The 16,238-nt window shown below is 69.8% G+C and carries 15 protein-coding genes; 9 read left to right on the forward strand and 6 right to left on the reverse strand.

Annotated features, from left to right (window positions below):
- Positions 1-53: 53 nt before the first annotated feature.
- Positions 54-2,369 carry a transglycosylase domain-containing protein gene (locus tag HNR15_RS16315; RefSeq protein WP_179483356.1) on the reverse strand — a complete coding sequence of 772 codons (2,316 nt, stop codon included), beginning with the start codon at positions 2,367-2,369 and terminating at the stop codon, positions 54-56.
- Between the two features lie 154 nt (positions 2,370-2,523).
- On the opposite strand from HNR15_RS16315, the gene HNR15_RS16320 reads away from it, so the two are divergent.
- Genes HNR15_RS16320 through HNR15_RS16330 form a run of 3 tightly spaced genes read left to right on the forward strand, consistent with a single transcriptional unit; the run spans position 2,524 to position 7,667 of the window.
- Positions 2,524-3,492 (forward strand): ABC transporter ATP-binding protein, encoded by a 969-nt coding sequence (locus HNR15_RS16320; RefSeq protein ID WP_179483357.1) that lies wholly within the window; start codon positions 2,524-2,526, stop codon positions 3,490-3,492.
- Entirely contained in the window at positions 3,489-4,853 is a 1,365-nt protein-coding gene (locus HNR15_RS16325) for an ABC transporter permease (RefSeq protein ID WP_179483358.1), read from the forward strand. Before HNR15_RS16320 ends, HNR15_RS16325 begins: the two co-directional genes overlap by 4 nt.
- A 3-nt stretch (positions 4,854-4,856) precedes the next feature.
- Positions 4,857-7,667 carry a bifunctional YncE family protein/alkaline phosphatase family protein gene (locus HNR15_RS16330; protein ID WP_179483359.1) on the forward strand — a complete coding sequence of 937 codons (2,811 nt, stop codon included), beginning with the start codon at positions 4,857-4,859 and terminating at the stop codon, positions 7,665-7,667.
- Positions 7,668-7,748: 81 nt separating this feature from the next.
- Here HNR15_RS16330 and HNR15_RS16335 read toward each other — a convergent pair whose 3' ends face one another.
- Positions 7,749-8,189 (reverse strand): OsmC family peroxiredoxin, encoded by a 441-nt coding sequence (locus HNR15_RS16335; protein ID WP_179483360.1) that lies wholly within the window; start codon positions 8,187-8,189, stop codon positions 7,749-7,751.
- Positions 8,190-8,535: 346 nt separating this feature from the next.
- Between HNR15_RS16335 and HNR15_RS16340 the strand changes: the two genes are divergently transcribed.
- Positions 8,536-9,189 carry a PadR family transcriptional regulator gene (locus HNR15_RS16340; protein WP_179483361.1) on the forward strand — a complete coding sequence of 218 codons (654 nt, stop codon included), beginning with the start codon at positions 8,536-8,538 and terminating at the stop codon, positions 9,187-9,189.
- Positions 9,190-9,191: 2 nt separating this feature from the next.
- On the forward strand, positions 9,192-10,271 hold the full coding sequence (locus HNR15_RS16345; protein ID WP_179483362.1) for an inositol-3-phosphate synthase: 1,080 nt from the start codon (positions 9,192-9,194) through the stop codon (positions 10,269-10,271).
- Between the two features lie 91 nt (positions 10,272-10,362).
- Here HNR15_RS16345 and HNR15_RS16350 read toward each other — a convergent pair whose 3' ends face one another.
- Positions 10,363-11,004 (reverse strand): TetR/AcrR family transcriptional regulator, encoded by a 642-nt coding sequence (locus HNR15_RS16350; protein ID WP_179483363.1) that lies wholly within the window; start codon positions 11,002-11,004, stop codon positions 10,363-10,365.
- 60 nt (positions 11,005-11,064) lie between these two features.
- Complete coding sequence (locus HNR15_RS16355) at positions 11,065-11,943, reverse strand: hypothetical protein (RefSeq protein WP_179483364.1); 879 nt, start codon at positions 11,941-11,943, stop codon at positions 11,065-11,067.
- A gap of 171 nt (positions 11,944-12,114) precedes the next feature.
- On the opposite strand from HNR15_RS16355, the gene HNR15_RS16360 reads away from it, so the two are divergent.
- A complete protein-coding gene (locus HNR15_RS16360; RefSeq protein ID WP_179483365.1) occupies positions 12,115-12,333 on the forward strand; it encodes a biotin/lipoyl-binding carrier protein in 219 nt (72 codons plus the stop codon).
- Positions 12,334-12,433: 100 nt separating this feature from the next.
- Positions 12,434-13,327, forward strand: coding sequence for a patatin-like phospholipase family protein (locus HNR15_RS16365; RefSeq protein ID WP_179483366.1), 894 nt, complete (start codon positions 12,434-12,436; stop codon positions 13,325-13,327).
- 60 nt (positions 13,328-13,387) lie between these two features.
- Here the strand turns inward: HNR15_RS16365 and HNR15_RS16370 are convergent, their stop codons facing one another.
- Positions 13,388-13,894, reverse strand: coding sequence for a DUF2867 domain-containing protein (locus tag HNR15_RS16370; RefSeq protein ID WP_179483367.1), 507 nt, complete (start codon positions 13,892-13,894; stop codon positions 13,388-13,390).
- 176 nt (positions 13,895-14,070) lie between these two features.
- Between HNR15_RS16370 and HNR15_RS16375 the strand changes: the two genes are divergently transcribed.
- Both HNR15_RS16375 and HNR15_RS16380 read left to right on the forward strand, forming a co-directional pair.
- Positions 14,071-15,330 carry a sigma-70 family RNA polymerase sigma factor gene (locus HNR15_RS16375; protein ID WP_179483368.1) on the forward strand — a complete coding sequence of 420 codons (1,260 nt, stop codon included), beginning with the start codon at positions 14,071-14,073 and terminating at the stop codon, positions 15,328-15,330.
- A gap of 96 nt (positions 15,331-15,426) precedes the next feature.
- Complete coding sequence (locus HNR15_RS16380) at positions 15,427-15,771, forward strand: YciI family protein (RefSeq protein WP_179483369.1); 345 nt, start codon at positions 15,427-15,429, stop codon at positions 15,769-15,771.
- Between the two features lie 20 nt (positions 15,772-15,791).
- Here the strand turns inward: HNR15_RS16380 and HNR15_RS16385 are convergent, their stop codons facing one another.
- Positions 15,792-15,968, reverse strand: a complete 177-nt coding sequence (locus HNR15_RS16385; RefSeq protein ID WP_179483370.1) for a hypothetical protein — start codon at positions 15,966-15,968, stop codon at positions 15,792-15,794.
- Positions 15,969-16,238 lie beyond the last annotated feature (270 nt).

The raw sequence follows: 16,238 nt of genomic DNA on the forward strand, positions 1-16,238 counted from the left end.
ATGCCGGTCCGAGTGCGCTCGGACCCTCTCGAACCGGGATCTCAGCGCGACGGTCAGCCGCTGGACGGCGTGGCGGGCGAGCTTGGTGAGGGCACGGCCCGGGTGGGTGGCAGCACCGGCGTCGGCGGACTGGTGGGTCGCCGTGTCGGCGGAGTGGTCCGCGTGCTCGACGGGGGTGTGGACGTGGAGGGCGGGGTGGTCCTCGTCGAGGTGGGGGGCGGCGTCGTCGTGGTCGACGTCGGGGGCGGAGTCGTGGACGGGGGCGGGGTGCTCGTCGATGTCGAGGTGCTCGTCGGCGGCGTGGACGTCGTGGTCGTGCTGGTCGGGGGCGGCGTCGTGGTCGACGACGTCGGGATGTTGTCCCCCGACCCGCCGTTGGTGGCCTTCGGCAGCTGGGTGATCGGCTGACCCTGCAAGGCGAGCGTCATGTAGTCCTTCCAGATCTGCGTCGGCACCACCCCGCCGTAGAACTGCTGTCCCGCCTTGGCGAGCGAACTGTTGGTCCCGCCGTCGCCGGCGTACATGCCCACGGAGGTCGTCAGCTGGCCGGGGGTGAACCCGGTGAACCATGCGGACCGGAACTTGCCGTCCGATCCGACGGTGCCCGTCTTGCCCGCTGCGGGGCGACCGAAGTCGCGCAACGTCGCGTGCGCGCTACCTGACGGGTAGGTGATCGGGCCGGCCATGGCGCTCGCAACGTTGTCGGCGATGTCCTTGGAGACCACCTGGGTGCTGTCCGGGTGCGCGGTATAGCTGTACCCACCCTGCTCACTGGTGACCTTCTGCACGAAGTACGGCGACGCACGCTTCCCGCCCGCGTTGATGGTGTTGTACGCGTTCGCCATGTCGATGACGTGCACGTCCGCCACCCCCAGCGTGTCCACCGGTGTCGGGTTGTTCATGTTCGGGTCGGTCGCCGGGATGCCGAGCTGCTTGGCCGCGGCGAGCGTCTTGCCGCTTCCCATCCGGACGTTGAGCCGCACGAAGGCCGTGTTGACCGAGTCGGCGAGCGCGGTGCGCAGGTTGATCAGGCCGAAGGTCTCGCCACGGTCGTTGGTGATGGGCTTGGACACGCCCGGCAGGCGCAGATTGTTGGCTCCACTGACCTGGGTGTTGAGGCCTATCCCCGCTTCCTGGGCGGCGGTGAGGGCGAACACCTTGAAACTCGAACCGCCGGGTACGGCCGCCTGCTGGGCGGAGTTGAACTGGGTCTTCTGATAGTCAGATCCGCCGTACATCGCGACGACGGCGCCGTCGGGCTTCTGCGAGATCAACCCGGCATGCACCTGGTCGGTGCTCGCGGTCTGCGCGCTGACGCTGTTCTTGACCGCCTGCACCGCCGCGGCCTGGTCGTTCTTGTCGATCGTGCTGGTGATCCGCAGCCCGCTGCGGCCGATGTCCTGACCGCTCAGCTTCAGCTTGGTCGAGAGCTCGTTCTCGATGGCCGCGAGCAGATACCCGGTCGAGCCGGTCCGGGTGTTCACCGGCTTGGGCGACTTGAACGTCGGGAAGGTCTGCGCGGACGCCTCGGCCCGGGTGAGCCAGCCCTTCTTGACCATGCCGTCGAAGACGTAGGCCATCCGGGCGGCCGCGCGAGCCTTGGAGTCGGCGCCGTTGGCCGGGTCGAAGTACGCCGGTGCGTTGATGACCGACGCCAGGAAGGCCCCCTGGTTGAGCGTCAGCTTGTCGGAGTCGACGCCGAAGTAGGCCTGCGACGCCGACTCGATGCCGTAGGCGTTGCGCCCGAAATAGATGGTGTTGAGGTAGTCGGTCAGGATCTGCTGCTTGGTGTACTTCCGGTCGATCTTGATCGAGATCATGATCTCCTTGACCTTGCGGGAGACCGTGCGGTTCTGGGTCAGGAAGTAGTTCTTGACGTACTGCTGCGTGATGGTCGAACCGCCCTGCTGGGAGCCGCCGCGCGCGTCGGCCCACGCCGCCCGCAGGATGCCGGTCGGCGAGACGCCCTTGTTGTCGTAGAAGTTGCGGTCCTCGGCCGACAGGAACGCGTACTGCACCTGCTGAGGCACCTGGTCCAGACGCACGTTCTGGCGGTTGACCGGTCCGATCCGACCGAGTTCGGTCTTGCCGTCGCTGTAGTAGACGACGGCCACCTGGCGGCCGGCCTGCTGGTCCGGCTGCGGGATCTGGGTGCGCTGGTAGATGACCACGAGCGCGATCACACCGATGAGGAAGAGCGCGAAGAGCCCGACGATCGTGCGGGTGACGACCTTGAAGAACAGACCGTGGCCACGACGACGGCCACCAGGCCCCCGCGGCGCGCGCGCCGACCCCCCGCCGGTCTGCCGCCCTTCCTGACCCCGCGCGGAGTCACCGTCCACCGGGCCGACCGGTCCCTCATCGCTCACCGGTGCAGGGTAGCCCGCGGGGCTAAGTAGCAGGTGTGGGCCGGGATCCGGCCGCCGGCCGGGCAGAGTTCACCGGTTGTTCGCACTGTCGTCGCGCCCTGATCGCTCTAGATGCCTAGGTTTTCCATGCATCGACGACACGGAGAGTCAGGCCATGGAGACGACCGCAGCGCGGGCGCGCGGCATCACGCAGACCTTCGGGGACGTGATCGCTCTGGACAGCGTCGACCTCGACATCCTGCACGGCCAGGTGCACGGCCTGGTGGGCCCGAACGGCGCCGGCAAGACCACCTTGCTCGGGCTGCTGCTCGGACTGGCCGTGCCCGACGCGGGCACCCTGCAGATCCTGGGTACGCCGGTCGGGCGGGTCCTCGGCGTACCGGACGGGGTGGCCGGGTTCGTCGACGGCCCCGGCCTCTACCCGGCGCTCACCGCCCGGGCCAACCTCGCCGCGCTCGCGCGTCTGCGCGGATACGGCGCCTCGGCGACACGCCGGGTCGAGGAGTCCCTCGAACAGGTCGGGCTGATCGACGTCGCCGACGACCGGCTGCGCGGGTTCTCCCTCGGTATGCGCCAGCGCCTCGGCCTGGCCGCCGCCCTGCTCACCGAGCCCCGGCTGCTCGTCCTCGACGAGCCCGCCAACGGCCTGGACCCCGCCGGCAAACGTCATGTCCACCGGGTGCTCGCGGGCCTCGCGGACCAGGGCACGGCCGTGGTCGTCTCCAGTCACCGGATGGACGACCTGGCCGCGCTCTGCGCCGAAGTGAGCATCCTGCGCGCCGGTCGCATGGTGTTCACCGGCCCGGTCGCCAAGCTCGCGACGGAGAGCGGGCCGCTGGATCACCGCGTGGCGACCTCCGACCCGGCGCAGGCTCGACGGATCGCCGCCCAGCTGTCCGGGCTGCAGATCGTGCCGTCGGACGCCGGCTCCCGGTACGACGACGCGCTCGTCGTCCGCGCATCCGTCCCGACGGTCGACGAGCTGGTCGCCCGGCTCGTCGCGGCGGGCGTCGCCGTGCGCGAGTTGGGGCCGGTCGTGCCGCCTCTGGAAGCGGCGTTCCTCGCCCTCACGGGCCTGAACGACACCGACGATGCCGACCGGAGCGGAGCGGAGGACCGATGACCACCGCGACACAGCGGGTACGGGCAGAGGCGACGACGCGCACCCGACCCGCCCGGCTCGCCGGCGTCTACCGGTTCGAGCTGGTGAAGCTCCTGGCCCAGTGGCGCACCCGGATCGTGCTCGCCGCCTGTTGGCTGCTGCCGGGGATCTTCGTCGCGGCCGCGACCCACGCGAGCTCGCAGCCCACCGACACCGTCTTCGGCCGCTGGATGCTCGCGACCGGCTGGGCCGGTGCGCTGGTGGTCCTCAGCTTCTGCTGCACGTGGGCGCTGCCGCTGCTCACCGCGCTGGTCGCCGGGGACGTCTTCGCCACCGAGGACCGCCTCGGCACCTGGCGCCACCTGCTGATCGCCGTACGGTCACCGCACCGGATCTTCGCCGCGAAGGCGATCTCCAGCATCACCGTGATCGCTGCGATGGTGGCCGGACTCGCCGCCTCGAGCATCGCCGGCGGCCTCGCCGCGGTCGGCGATCACCCGCTCGTCGGCCTGGACGGGCGCTCCCTCGAGCCCGGGCACGCCGCACGGCTGGTGCTGCTCGCCTGGGCCTGCGCGAGCGTGGCCACCCTGGCCTTCGCGGCCATCGGGCTGCTCGGCTCCGTCGCCCTCGGGCGGTCCCCGATGGGTCTGCTGGTGCCGGCCCTGCTCGCCCTCCTCCTGCAACTGGTGCAGCTCCTGCCGCTGCCCGTCGCCGTGCGCATGGCGCTCCCCAGCGAGGCCTTCCTCGCCTGGCGTGGCCTCTTCACCACCCCGGCCCAGACCGGACCGTTGGTGGTCGGGCTCGTCGTCAGCCTCGTCTGGACCCTCGCGGCGACCGCGCTCGCATACCTGCTGTTCGTCCGTCGCGACTTCACCGACCTGGCGTACGACGGGGCCGGACGTCGCGCACTGCTCACCGGAGCGCTCCCGCTGGTCGTGGTCACCGCGCTCAGCGTCGGCGTCATCGCCGCGGTGACACCGGCAAGCGGATCCGGCATCGAACGCACGAAGCTCGAGCACTCGCTCGCGACGTCGTACGCGCACCTCTACCGGCTGCAGGCCCGCGAGCTGCACCGGCCCGATGTGACCGAGGCCCAGCTGCGGACCGCCGCTTCGTGCGACAAGGGCGGCTCCCTGGTGCAGGACAGCGGCCCCGGCAACGACTGGCGCTGCGTGGTCACGTGGCACATCCCAGGAGCGGTCGCGGTCGGCTCGGCGACCTACCAGCTCGACGTGACCGCCGACGGGCGTTACGTCGCCGACGGCGACGGACCCAAAGAGGTCAACGGCTACTTCCCGGTGCGCACCGCCACCGGCGACTCGCCCAATCCGCTCTGGCAGGTCGACGGTCTCGTCGACCTGCTCTCCTCCTCGAAGGGCTGAACAATGCAGGTCATCCGCAACCGGCGCACCGTCACGCGCTCACGCTCCCTCACCCTCGGCCTCACCGGCCGGCAGTTGCGGCTCGCAGGCGCCACCGCCACCGTCCTCACGGTCGCGGGCGGCGGTATCGCGTACGCCAACACCAACATCTTCGGCGACCATCAGGTCGGCTCCGAGAGCTCCAAGGGCATCCAGATCTCCGACGACCAGGTCATCAAGCCCATCGGCGACCGTCTCCTCACCACGGACGGCAAGTACATGGGGTCGACGGTCAGCCCCGACAAGCGCTTCGTCGCCGCGACCAGCACCGACAAGAACGTCGTGCTGCAGATCGTGGACCTGTCCACCTACAAGGTGATCTGGCGCGTCGGCAAGGCCGCCGGGGTCAACCAGACACTCGCCGACGGCACCGTGGGGCAGGAGGGACCGACGTACTCCCCCGACGGCAAGTTCCTCTGGCTGCCGCAGAAGGACGGCCTGACCCGATTCCCCGTGAACGCCGACGGCACCCTCGGCGCGCCGACCTCGGTCCCGCTGGCCAAGGTGGGCACCAAGTCCGCCCTGCCGGGCAAGGCGACCTACTCCGCCGACGGCTCGACCCTCTACGTCCCGGTCAACGGACAGAACACCGTCGTGGCCCTCGACCCGGCGACCGGCGCGCTGCAGAAGACCTGGGCCGTGGGCATCGCACCGCGCGAGATCGCCCTGGCAGGGGGCAAGCTCTACGTGAGCAACGAGGGCGGCCGCACGGCGCGCCCCGGTGACACGACGATCAACTCCTACGGCACCGACGTCCCCGCGAACGCCACCCTCGGCACGTCCACCACGGGCACCGTCAGCGTCATCGACCCGTCGAAGCCGTCGGCCGCGGTCGGCTCGATCGCCGTCGGGCTGCACCCCACCGCGCTCCTGGCGCGGGGGAACGCGCTCTTCGTGGCGAACACCAACAGCGACACCGTCTCGGTGATCGACACCACCAAGGACAGGGTCGTGCAGACGATCGACACCCAGCCCGGCCCGTCCTCGAAGGTCGGGTACGAGCCCACGAGCGTCGCGCTGACCGCCGACGGCCACCTGCTGGTCACGCTCGGTCGTGCCGACGCCGTGGCGGTCTACCGGTACGGCGGCACCCCGCAGGAGCCGGTCAGCTCGATCGGCCTGCTGCCGACCGACTACTTCCCCGCCACCATCGCGACCGTCGGCTCAAAGATCCTGGTCACCAACACCCGCGGCATCGACGCACGAGGCCCCGCAGTGACGGTCAGCAAGGGGTTCGGCACGACGCCGGCGACCAGCCACGGGACGCACAGCACCACCGGGTCCTTCACCCGCTTCACCCTGCCGACGGATAAGCAGATCGCCAAGTACACCCGCGTCGTCTTCGCCCAGAACGGGTGGAACAAGAAGGACGTCCAGGAGGCCCAGGGCAGCACCCGCAAGCCGGTCGCGGTGCCCGCCCGGATCGGAGATCCGTCGACGATCAAGCACGTCTTCCTGCTGGTGAAGGAGAACCGCACCTACGACCAGGTGTACGGCGACGACACCCGCGGCAACGGCGACGCCTCGCTCGCCCAGTTCGGCAAGACCGTGACCCCCAACCAGCATGCGCTGGCCAAGCAGTTCGGTCTCTACGACAACCTCTACGACATCGGGACCAACTCAGCCGAGGGCCACAACTGGCTCATGCAGGGCGACAACCCGGAGTACACCGAGTCCAGCGCGGGCGAGTACGAGCGCAGCTACGACACCGAGGACGACGTCCTCGGCCACCAGCGCTCCGGGTTCCTGTGGACCTCGGTGCAGGCCGCCGGCAAGACCGTGCGCAACTACGGCGAGTTCACCCAGTTCGAGACCAAGCCCGCCGGCGCCACCTGGCAGAAGTACTACTGCGCGAGCAAGACGGTCGACAACGGCGGCAGTCCGAGCGTGCTGACCGACCCGTCCATCAAGCAGGACACCGAGTCGCCGATCCCGTCGCTGAACAAGATCACCGACCACGACTACCCGAAGTTCGACACCGACATCCCCGACCAGTACCGCTACCAGATCTGGAAGCAGGAGTTCGAGAAGAAGGGTCCGGCCAACCTCAACACGTTCTGGCTCTCCAGCGACCACACCGGCGGGACGCCGGACCCGCGGGCCCAGGTCGCGGACGGCGACCTCGCGGTCGGTCGGATCGTCGATGAGATCTCGCACAGCAAGTACTGGAAGGACTCGGCGATCTTCGTGGTCGAGGATGACAGCCAGGACGGTGTCGACCACGTCGACGGGCACCGTGCCCCGGTCCAGGTCATCAGTCCGTGGTCGCTGCACGGGAAGGTCGACGACACCTACTATTCGCAGCTGTCCGTGGGCCGCACCATCCAGCAGATCCTGGGCGCTCAGCCGCTGAACCAGAAGCTCGCGGCGGCCACCCCGATGTACGGCGCGTTCACGAACAAGCCCAACTACAAGCCGTTCACCGCGGTGCCGAACGAGGTGCCGCTCACGGAGGGTGTGACGACCGCACCCGCCTGCGGTGACGACACGCTCGGCCGCAAGGGCGCGGCCGCGATGCAGTTGACGAAGCGGGAGGCTGCCGCGACCGCCGTACCCGCTGCAGAGCGGGCCGTCGCCGCGCAGTGGCAGACGTGGCGCGGCCAGCAGCGCTTCACCGGCGACTCCGCGATCCCGGACTACGCCGACCCGGAGCAGATGAACCGCTACACCTGGTACCAGACGCACGGCTGGAAGACGCCCTACCCGGGCGACTCGATGATTTACGCCCCGTCGCAGGTGCCCGGCGCGTACATCCCGAACGCCGACCAGGAATAACAGGACTGACAGGACCAGCAGCACCACGCACCACGGCCCACCGGATCGGATCCGGTGGGCCGTGGTCGTGCTGTGGGGCGCTCAGCTCTCGAGCGAGGCGTCCAGGGTGATGTCGACGCCGGTGAGCGCCTTGCTGACCGGGCAGGTCTCCTTGGCGTTCTTCGCGGCGTCCTGGAACTGGGCATCGGTGAAGCCCTCGACCTCGCCGACCACCTTCAGAGCGATGCCGGTGAGCCGGAACCCGCCGGCCGGGTCCGGGCCGAGGGAGACGTCGGCCGTCACGTCGAGCGCCTGCGGAGTGCCGCCCTGCTCGGCGATGACCGCGGACAGCTGCATCGCGTAGCAGGCCGAGTGCGCCGCGGCGATGAGCTCCTCGGGGCTGGTGGTGCCGTCGGCGGACTCCGCGGCCCGCTTCGGGAACGACATGTCGTAGGTGCCGATGCCGGAGCTGGACAGCTCCACCTTGCCCGAACCCTGCTCGAGGGTCCCGGTCCAGCCTGCGCGTGCGCTCCGTGTCGGCATCTGCTTCTCCTCTGGGGATCGGTCGTGGCGAAGTGCGAGGCTCAGCCGCAGGAGATCCCGCATGGTCGGCTCGCAGACCACGTGCTTCGAACGGTACGACAGCGTCGCCGCCGGCGCGCGGGATCCGCCGCAAGCACCGCGACGCCGTCACCGTCCCCCACCGCCGGGCGCGCGTCGACACGCCACCGGTTGTGCCGGTCGATGTATCGACTCGATACATCGACGGTGTACTCTGCTGCACAGACAACCCCCAGGCGACACGCGAACGTCACCTGCCGTTCATCTCGCACCCTGCGGTGCCCCGAACGGCGACGACCGGGCCGCCGGAGCACGAGAGGAGCAGCCCATGTCACGACGTGGCGCGATCCTCGAGCTCGCCGTCCTGGGGTTGTTGCACGAGGCGCCTCTGCACGGGTACGAGCTGCGCAAGCAGTTGTCCGGTGTGCTCGGCGCCTTCCGTGCGGTGTCGTTCGGTTCGCTCTACCCCTGCCTGCGCTCACTCGTCGAGCGCGGCTGGATCAACGAACGGCACAACGAGAACGAGCCGAGCCAGCTCGGTCAGCTCGGTGCGGGAAAGAAGCGCACCAGGATCACCTACGAGCTGACCGCCGAGGGCAAGGAGCAGTTCCAGACGCTGATGTCCCAGACGGGCCCGGCGTCCTGGGAGGACGAGAACTTCGACGTGCACTTCGCCTTCTTCGGGCGTGCCAGCCGCGACGTGCGGTTGCGCATCCTGGAGGGTCGGCGCAGTCGGTTGGAGGAACGGCTGGACGACGCGCGCACCGCGAGCGCGACGCGTCGCCAGCGCGTGGACAGTTACACGGCCGAGCTGCAACGGCACGGCCTGGACTCCACCGAGCGTGAGGTGCGGTGGTTGTCGGAGCTGATCGAGACAGAGCGATCGGCCTACGGCACGCCCGCCCGCACAACACCGCAGGCCATTTCGGCCGAGGACCACACAGACCTGCTGGCCGGACCGGCGCAGGACAAGAAGGAGTGATCATGGGATCCATCCGCGTCGCCATCGTTGGCGTCGGTAACTGCGCGAGCTCGCTCGTGCAGGGTGTCGAGTACTACAAGGACGCAAACCCCGAGCACGTCGTGCCCGGTCTGATGCACGTGATGTTCGGCGACTACCACGTCAACGACGTGGAGTTCGTCGCCGCGTTCGACGTCGACGCCAAGAAAGTGGGCTTCGACCTGTCCGACGCCATCGGCGCCTCGGAGAACAACACCATCAAGATCGCCGACGTGCCGCCGACCGGCGTCACCGTGCAGCGTGGCCACACCCTCGACGGCATCGGCAAGTACTACGCGCTGACCATCGACGAGTCCGACGCCAAGCCCGTCGACGTCGTGCAGGCCCTGAAGGACTCCAAGGCCGACGTCCTGGTCTCCTACCTGCCCGTCGGCTCCGAGACGGCCGACAAGTTCTACGCGCAGTGCGCCATCGACGCCAACGTCGCGTTCGTCAACGCGCTGCCGGTGTTCATCGCCTCCGACCCCGAGTGGGCCAAGAAGTTCGAGGACGCGGGCGTCCCGATCATCGGTGACGACATCAAGTCCCAGGTCGGCGCGACCATCACCCACCGCGTGATGGCGAAGCTGTTCGAGGACCGCGGCGTGGTGCTGGACCGCACCTACCAGCTGAACGTCGGCGGCAACATGGACTTCAAGAACATGTTGGAGCGCGACCGCCTGGAGTCCAAGAAGATCTCCAAGACCCAGGCCGTCACCTCCAACCTGGAGCACGACCTCGGTGCGCGCAACGTGCACATCGGCCCCAGCGACTACGTGCAGTGGCTGGACGACCGCAAGTGGGCGTACGTACGTCTCGAGGGTCGCGCGTTCGGTGACGTCCCCCTGAACCTGGAGTACAAGCTCGAGGTCTGGGACTCCCCGAACTCCGCCGGCATCATCATCGACGCGATCCGCGCCGCGAAGATCGCCAAGGACCGCGGCATCGGCGGCGCCCTGCTGTCCGCCTCGTCGTACCTGATGAAGTCCCCGCCCGAGCAGCGTCGTGACGAGATCGGCCGCGCAAAGCTCGAGGCCTTCATCGAGGGCACCGAGGCTCGCTGAGCGACCTCACCCGTTCGATCGGTAGGCCGCGCTCCCCATCTCGGGGGCGCGGCCTTCCGCATGCCTGCCGCCGATCCAGTTGGTACGCCGGTCAGCCGACGGGGACGTCCTGGGCATCCGCGGCGGTGTCGGCCACGACCGTGACGACATCGGAGGCGATGATGCCCAGCACCTGGGCGAACAGGTCGTCGCGCACCCCGTCGGGTTCGATCTCGGTCTCCAGCGCCAGGCCGTTGCCGAGCGCGAGGACGACGATCGCCAGATCGGCGGACGGCATGGGCAGGGTGACCCCGAACGTCTCCACGAGTCGGTCCAGCACCCCGGCCACAGCGTCGCGGACCTCGCGCCGACCCTGTCGCAGGCCTTCGGCCCCGGCCGGATCCCTACGGGTCAAGGCGGCGTACTCCGCGAGCAACCGGTGCCAGCCGGCGTCCGCACGCATCTCCTGGGCGAGCACCACACCGACCTGGTGCGCGACCTGTGACGGGGTGAGGTCGGCCTCCATCGCCTGCAGGCTCTTGGTGATGCGGTCGGCCGCGTGCTCCTCCATCAGGGTCAGCACCAACTCGTCCTTGGACCGGAAGTTGGAGTAGACCGCACCCTTGGTCAGCCCCGCCGCGGCGGCCACCTGCTCCAGGGAGGTGCCGGCGATGCCGCGCTCGCCGAAGACGACGTACGCCGCGTCGAGCACCTTGCGCCGCGTCTGGGCGCGATACGGGCGGGTGCGCGCCATGCTCGCCCTTTCGCTCGGTGCCGCTTCGCCTGCGGTCGTCGCCGGCAGGTGGGACGGCGGTCAGATCCGCAGGTCGTCCTCGCCCCGGTCCGGGAAGCGGTCCTTCAGGAACCGCCCGTGGGTCAGCAACTCCTCACCGCCGGTCAGGGCGACCGACTCCTGGATCTCCCGCAAGCGGTGCTCCAGCAGATCCAGCTGGTCGATCAGCAACTCCAGACCGGTCTTGCCGTCGGCCAGCACCGTGCCCTGGGCGGACCAGGGCGGCAGGGCCAGGTAGCCACGGACCGCCCCGGGCGCGTAGTCGTCGCGGATGCGCTCCACCTCGATCGCGTCGATGCCGGACCCACGGCCCTGCTGGGTCAGATACTCGCTCGCCGCGCGAGCCCGTTCGCTGATCAGGCGCAGCTTGTCACGGGCCGCCGCGGGCACCCGGTCGTCGAACAGGTACATCGCCAGGCTCGGCGTGGGAGCGGTCTGCGGCGGAACGGCGTCGACCGGTTCCTTGCGCAGATCGACGGCGTGGGGCGTCTGCAGGTGGTGCTCCCTGTGCCGGCTGTCCACTCCACATCCGCGACCGCCGCGGCCGAGCAGCCTCACTGCCGCGATGGTGATCAACACCGCGAACGGATCGAGCACCCAGTGCGCACCGAGCAACGAGAACGCGACCAGGGCCAGAGCACTCACCACCAGCCGCCGGGCCGTCTTCGACAGGTTGCCGAACATCGCAGTGACGAATGCGGCGAGCGAGATTCCGGCGCCTGCGAAAGCCACCCACCCGGCACCCAGCAACGCGAGCACGCACAGCACCAGGATCACCACGACCGAGCGGCGCACCGTGTTCGGTCGACGACCGAACGCCGTACCGGCGTACACCGCGGTCCCCACCCCTGCTGCGACGTTCACCACAACGAGCCCCGCACCCGTGATCGCGTCCACCATGACCCTCACCTCTCGTGCCCGATGCACCACCGGATTTCCTGATTCGACGGTACGCCGACCGATCGCGCCGTGCGGTGCCGTTTGTCATGTGCGCGGGGTGACGTGCGATCGGGAGCGGGCGGGCACGCGCCGTACGCGCGGGTACTCCCGTGCGGGTGGCATCATCGGCGAATGGCCATCCAGGAAGTCGTGTCCGACCTCGTCGCCAACGTCGCTCAGGTGCAGGTCGAGGTCGGTGAGCACGTCGAGATCGGCCACGAGCTGGTGCTCCTGGAGTCGATGAAGATGGAGATCCCGGTGCTCAGCGAGGTCGCGGGCACCGTTGCGGCGGTGCGGGTCTCGCCGGGAGACGTGGTTCAGGAGGGCGAGATCCTCGTCGTGCTCAGCTGACGCGGGGGCTGGATCCCGCTCTGCTGTGCCCGGGCGGCGTGCGTATCGGCAGCGGGAAACTCCGTTGTCGCAGGTGGGTCGGCTCCGTAGCGTTCCCGGGATGAACGGGCGTGCGGTGGTCCTAGGTGGCGGCGGCTCCGTCGGCAACGCGTGGCAGATCGGACTCGTCGCGGGCCTTCTCGAGGCCGGGCTGGATGTGACCCGGGCCGACCTGACGGTGGGGACGTCGGCCGGGTCGACCGCGGCGGCGCAGATCACCAGTGGGGTCCCCCCGACCGAACTGCTGGCCGACATCCGTGCCGCCGCGCGCCGGCCGCAGGCGGCGTCGGTCGGACCCGGGCGCGGTCCTGCCCGGCCCGGGCCGTCCCCGGACCACATGGACAGGACGGACGCCGTCATCGAGGCCGCCACCGACGCGGCCGACATGCGCCGCAGGATGGGCGCGGCCGCCCTTGCGGCAGAACCGGATCCGGCCGACGGAGCGGCGATGCAATGGCGGACCGTCGTCGGCGCTCGGCTGCCGAGTGAGCACTGGCCCGAACGGTGGCTGCGCATCCCCGCGGTCGATGCGCGCACCGGTGAACCCGTCGTGTTCGACCGCGACAGCGGGGTGGACCTGGTGGACGCCGTCGCCGCCAGTACGTCGAACGGCTTCGGTGTCCCGCCGTACCGCATCGGCGATGACCGCTACATCAACGGTGGCTACCGACGCAACGAGAACGCCGACCTGGCGCAGGGGCACGCGCGGGTCCTCGTGCTCTCGCCGTTCGGCGGCAGATCACGGCACCCGTCGGAGTGGGGGATGCACCTCGCCGCGCAGGTCGAAGAGCTGCGGGCCCACGGCAGCCGGGTCGAAACGGTCTTCCCGCATCCCGATTCCAAGCACCTGTTCGGCACGAACGCGATGGATCTCTCGCTGCGCCCGGTGGCGGCGGAAGCCGGGTACGAGCAGGGCAGGCTCCTTGCACCCCGGCTCATCGACTTCTGGTGTTGAGGAGCGGCGTACCTACGCCAGCCGCGAGCGCAGCGGTTCTTCGGAGCGGAGTCGCCCCGGTCAGCCGGCCCCGGATGCGCGGTGCGAACGTGCGGCGCGTCCGAGGAGGTACGGCTCGATGACCAGATGGGCCGGCAGGACGACGGGCCAGACGAGGCGGCCCCACTTCGACTCGTAGCGCACCGAGGTCGTGGCGATCAGCTCCGGGCCGTCCCTGCGGACGATCTTGACCGCCGTCAGCAGTCGTGAATCCGCGGTGAGGACCACCTCCTCGTCCGTGGAGCTGCTGATGGCCCAGCCGACGATGGCGCGGTCCGACGCGGCGGGCAGCAGACGAAGCCCCAGTACGAGCCGCCAACCGGCTTCGAGGAGCCGGCGTACGGGAGCGGGGGCACCCTCGAACATCGCCCTGGCCAGTTGCTCGCCCGACCGAGGGTCATCCTGCGCCAGCGCCACCGCGAACCCCTGTGCCCAGTCCCCAATCGTCGCCCGATGTCCCGCACCTTCGGCGTCGGCGCCGGTCAAGCGGCGCACTCCCCCGCGCCGCCCGGCCGTTCGTGCCGTCACCATGCGATCGTTGCCCCTCGTCGTGCGATCCGGATCCTGCACTTACTCCTCCGCAGATCGAGGTTCCGGGTGGTGATCGGTTGTCGATCCGCGGGGAGGTGCTGCAACGTGATGGAGACAGCAGCGATGACGACGCCGGCCGAGGTGGAGAAGGTCATGTACGAGCGGACGGACCGGTGACCGCCGAGTCTTCAGCGGTCGCTGCCGTCGAGGATGCGTATCGGCAGGAGTGGGCGAAGGTGGTGGCGACCACCCTGAGGGTCGTGCGTGACCTGCAGATCGCGGAGGACTGCGTGCAGGAGGCGTTCACCTCCGCCCTGCTGAAGTGGCCCGAGGAAGGTGTGCCCGACCGTCCCGGCGCCTGGCTGACGACGGTGGCGGTGCGCAACGCGCTGCAGGTGCACCGACGTAACGCGACCCTGGCGAGGAAGTTGCCGCACCTGCACACGGACGCGCAGGACGTACCCGTCGACCCCGCGGCCGGCACGGCGTTCGTCCAGCTGCCCGACGACCGGCTCCGCCTGATGTTCACCTGCTGCCACCCCGCGCTGTCACCCGAGGCCCGGGTGGCTCTCACCCTCCGCCTCGTGTGCGGCCTGACCTCCGGCGAGGTCGCCAAGGCGTTCCTCGTGACGCAGCCGACGATGCAGGCACGCATCACGCGGGCCAAGAAGAAGATCGCCGATGCCGGCATCGCGTACCGGACGCCCGAGCCGCACGAGTTCGACGAACGCCTGAGCTCGGTGCTCGACACGGTGCACCTGGTCTTCAACGAGGGCCACCTGCCCGCCTCGGGTGACCGGCTGACCCGCATCGATCTGATCGACGCGGCTCTGCAGCTGGCCCGCATGCTGCACGAACTCCTGCCCCACAGTGCGGAGACCACCTCGCTGCTCGCGCTCCTGCTGCTCACCGAGGCTCGGCGCGACGCACGCACCGATGCCGAGGGGTCGGCCATCGACCTGGAACGTCAGGACCGCTCGCTCTGGGACCAGGCCGGGATCGGGGAGGGCCTGCAGCTGCTGGCGTCGGCGGCGGGTCAGCGCGACTGCGGTCGCTACACCGTGATGGCCTCTCTCGCAGCGGTGCACGACACCTCACCGAGTTGGGCGGCGACCGATTGGCCACAGATCGTCGCCCTCTACGACGTGCTGCAGCAGCACTGGCCCACCCCGGTCGTCGCACTCGCGCGTGCGGTGGCCGTCAGCTTCGCGTCCGGACCCGACACGGGTCTGGCGGCTCTCGAACCGTTGCTGGCGGAGCCGGCATTGGCCACCTACACCTACCTGCCCGCCGCCCGGGCCGACATGCTGCGACGCCTGGGTCGCTTCGAGGAAGCCGGTGCCGGCTACCGCGAGGCCATGCTGCTGACCGCGAACGACGTCGAGGCGCGCTTCTTCCAGGAGCGGATCGACGGACTGCCCCCCGTGCACTGATCGGGGCGAAGACGGTCTCCTGCCGGTGTCGATCCGGGGGGCCGCCGAGCATCGACCCCATGACCGATCCGTTCACACACGAAGGACGTGCCCCGCATGAAGTACCTGATGATGGTCGTCGTCGACGGCGATCCCGACACCTCGGACGCCCCGGAGACCGGCATCGACGACTGGTTCGCGCAGGTGGACGGTCGCGGCCAGTGGGTGATGGGCGAGCGGCTGCGCCCACCCTCGACCGCGAAGCTGGTGCGCGTGCGCAACGGGGAGAGGATCGTGACCGACGAGCCGTTCGCCGAGACCAAGGAGTGGCTCGCTGGCTTCGACATCCTCGACTGCGCGACCCTGGACGACGCCGTCGAGGCCGCGGCCGCGCACCCGATGGCGCGCGGTGGACGCATCGAGTTGCGCGAGTTCTGGCCACTGGAGGACGACGGGTCCTAGCCGTCCGCGAGTCGCGACGCTCAGCGCACCCGGTCCCAACGCTCCCACCCCGGTGGTCTCGTCAGCTCCCCGTGCCGCGCCCGGCGCACGCATTCGTCGATCTCACGCGCACTGCGCGGCTTCCACCCGTCCGCTCTACGCGCCGCCCGGGCGGTCCACGCCCGGGCGGCGGTCTCCCACCACACCTGGTTGAACATGACTCCTCCATTCCGCGCCGCGGCCGATCTCCGTGCGGAGACCGCCGACCACGCTCAGTCCGGCCCGTGATCTGTTCAGAGGCAGGGGTTTTCGCCTCTACGAGGACGTGTCACGGCCAGGCTGCGGATCGACAGGTGGATCGGGGCGAGTCGACTCCGGCGCGTCACCGCGTACGACGGCCTGTGGGAGTCAGGAGCAGGACGCGGCGCCGTAGCATCAGGGCTGGCCGACCTCGAAGACGCGGAACGGCCGACCATGTGCGATCGAGG

This window comes from Allobranchiibius huperziae, assembly GCF_013410455.1.
Lineage (GTDB): Bacteria > Actinomycetota > Actinomycetes > Actinomycetales > Dermatophilaceae > Allobranchiibius > Allobranchiibius huperziae.

What these genes read in the sequence shown, in the direction of transcription:
- HNR15_RS16320 (WP_179483357.1), top strand. Translation starts at nt 2,524, where the DNA reads ATGGAGACGACCGCAGCGCGGGCGCGCGGCATCACGCAGACCTTCGGG.
- HNR15_RS16325 (WP_179483358.1), top strand. Translation starts at nt 3,489, where the DNA reads ATGACCACCGCGACACAGCGGGTACGGGCAGAGGCGACGACGCGCACC.
- HNR15_RS16330 (WP_179483359.1), top strand. Translation starts at nt 4,857, where the DNA reads ATGCAGGTCATCCGCAACCGGCGCACCGTCACGCGCTCACGCTCCCTC.
- HNR15_RS16335 (WP_179483360.1), bottom strand. Translation starts at nt 8,189, where the DNA reads ATGCCGACACGGAGCGCACGCGCAGGCTGGACCGGGACCCTCGAGCAG.
- HNR15_RS16340 (WP_179483361.1), top strand. Translation starts at nt 8,536, where the DNA reads ATGTCACGACGTGGCGCGATCCTCGAGCTCGCCGTCCTGGGGTTGTTG.
- HNR15_RS16345 (WP_179483362.1), top strand. Translation starts at nt 9,192, where the DNA reads ATGGGATCCATCCGCGTCGCCATCGTTGGCGTCGGTAACTGCGCGAGC.
- HNR15_RS16350 (WP_179483363.1), bottom strand. Translation starts at nt 11,004, where the DNA reads ATGGCGCGCACCCGCCCGTATCGCGCCCAGACGCGGCGCAAGGTGCTC.
- HNR15_RS16355 (WP_179483364.1), bottom strand. Translation starts at nt 11,943, where the DNA reads ATGGTGGACGCGATCACGGGTGCGGGGCTCGTTGTGGTGAACGTCGCA.
- HNR15_RS16360 (WP_179483365.1), top strand. Translation starts at nt 12,115, where the DNA reads ATGGCCATCCAGGAAGTCGTGTCCGACCTCGTCGCCAACGTCGCTCAG.
- HNR15_RS16365 (WP_179483366.1), top strand. Translation starts at nt 12,434, where the DNA reads ATGAACGGGCGTGCGGTGGTCCTAGGTGGCGGCGGCTCCGTCGGCAAC.
- HNR15_RS16380 (WP_179483369.1), top strand. Translation starts at nt 15,427, where the DNA reads ATGAAGTACCTGATGATGGTCGTCGTCGACGGCGATCCCGACACCTCG.
- HNR15_RS16385 (WP_179483370.1), bottom strand. Translation starts at nt 15,968, where the DNA reads ATGTTCAACCAGGTGTGGTGGGAGACCGCCGCCCGGGCGTGGACCGCC.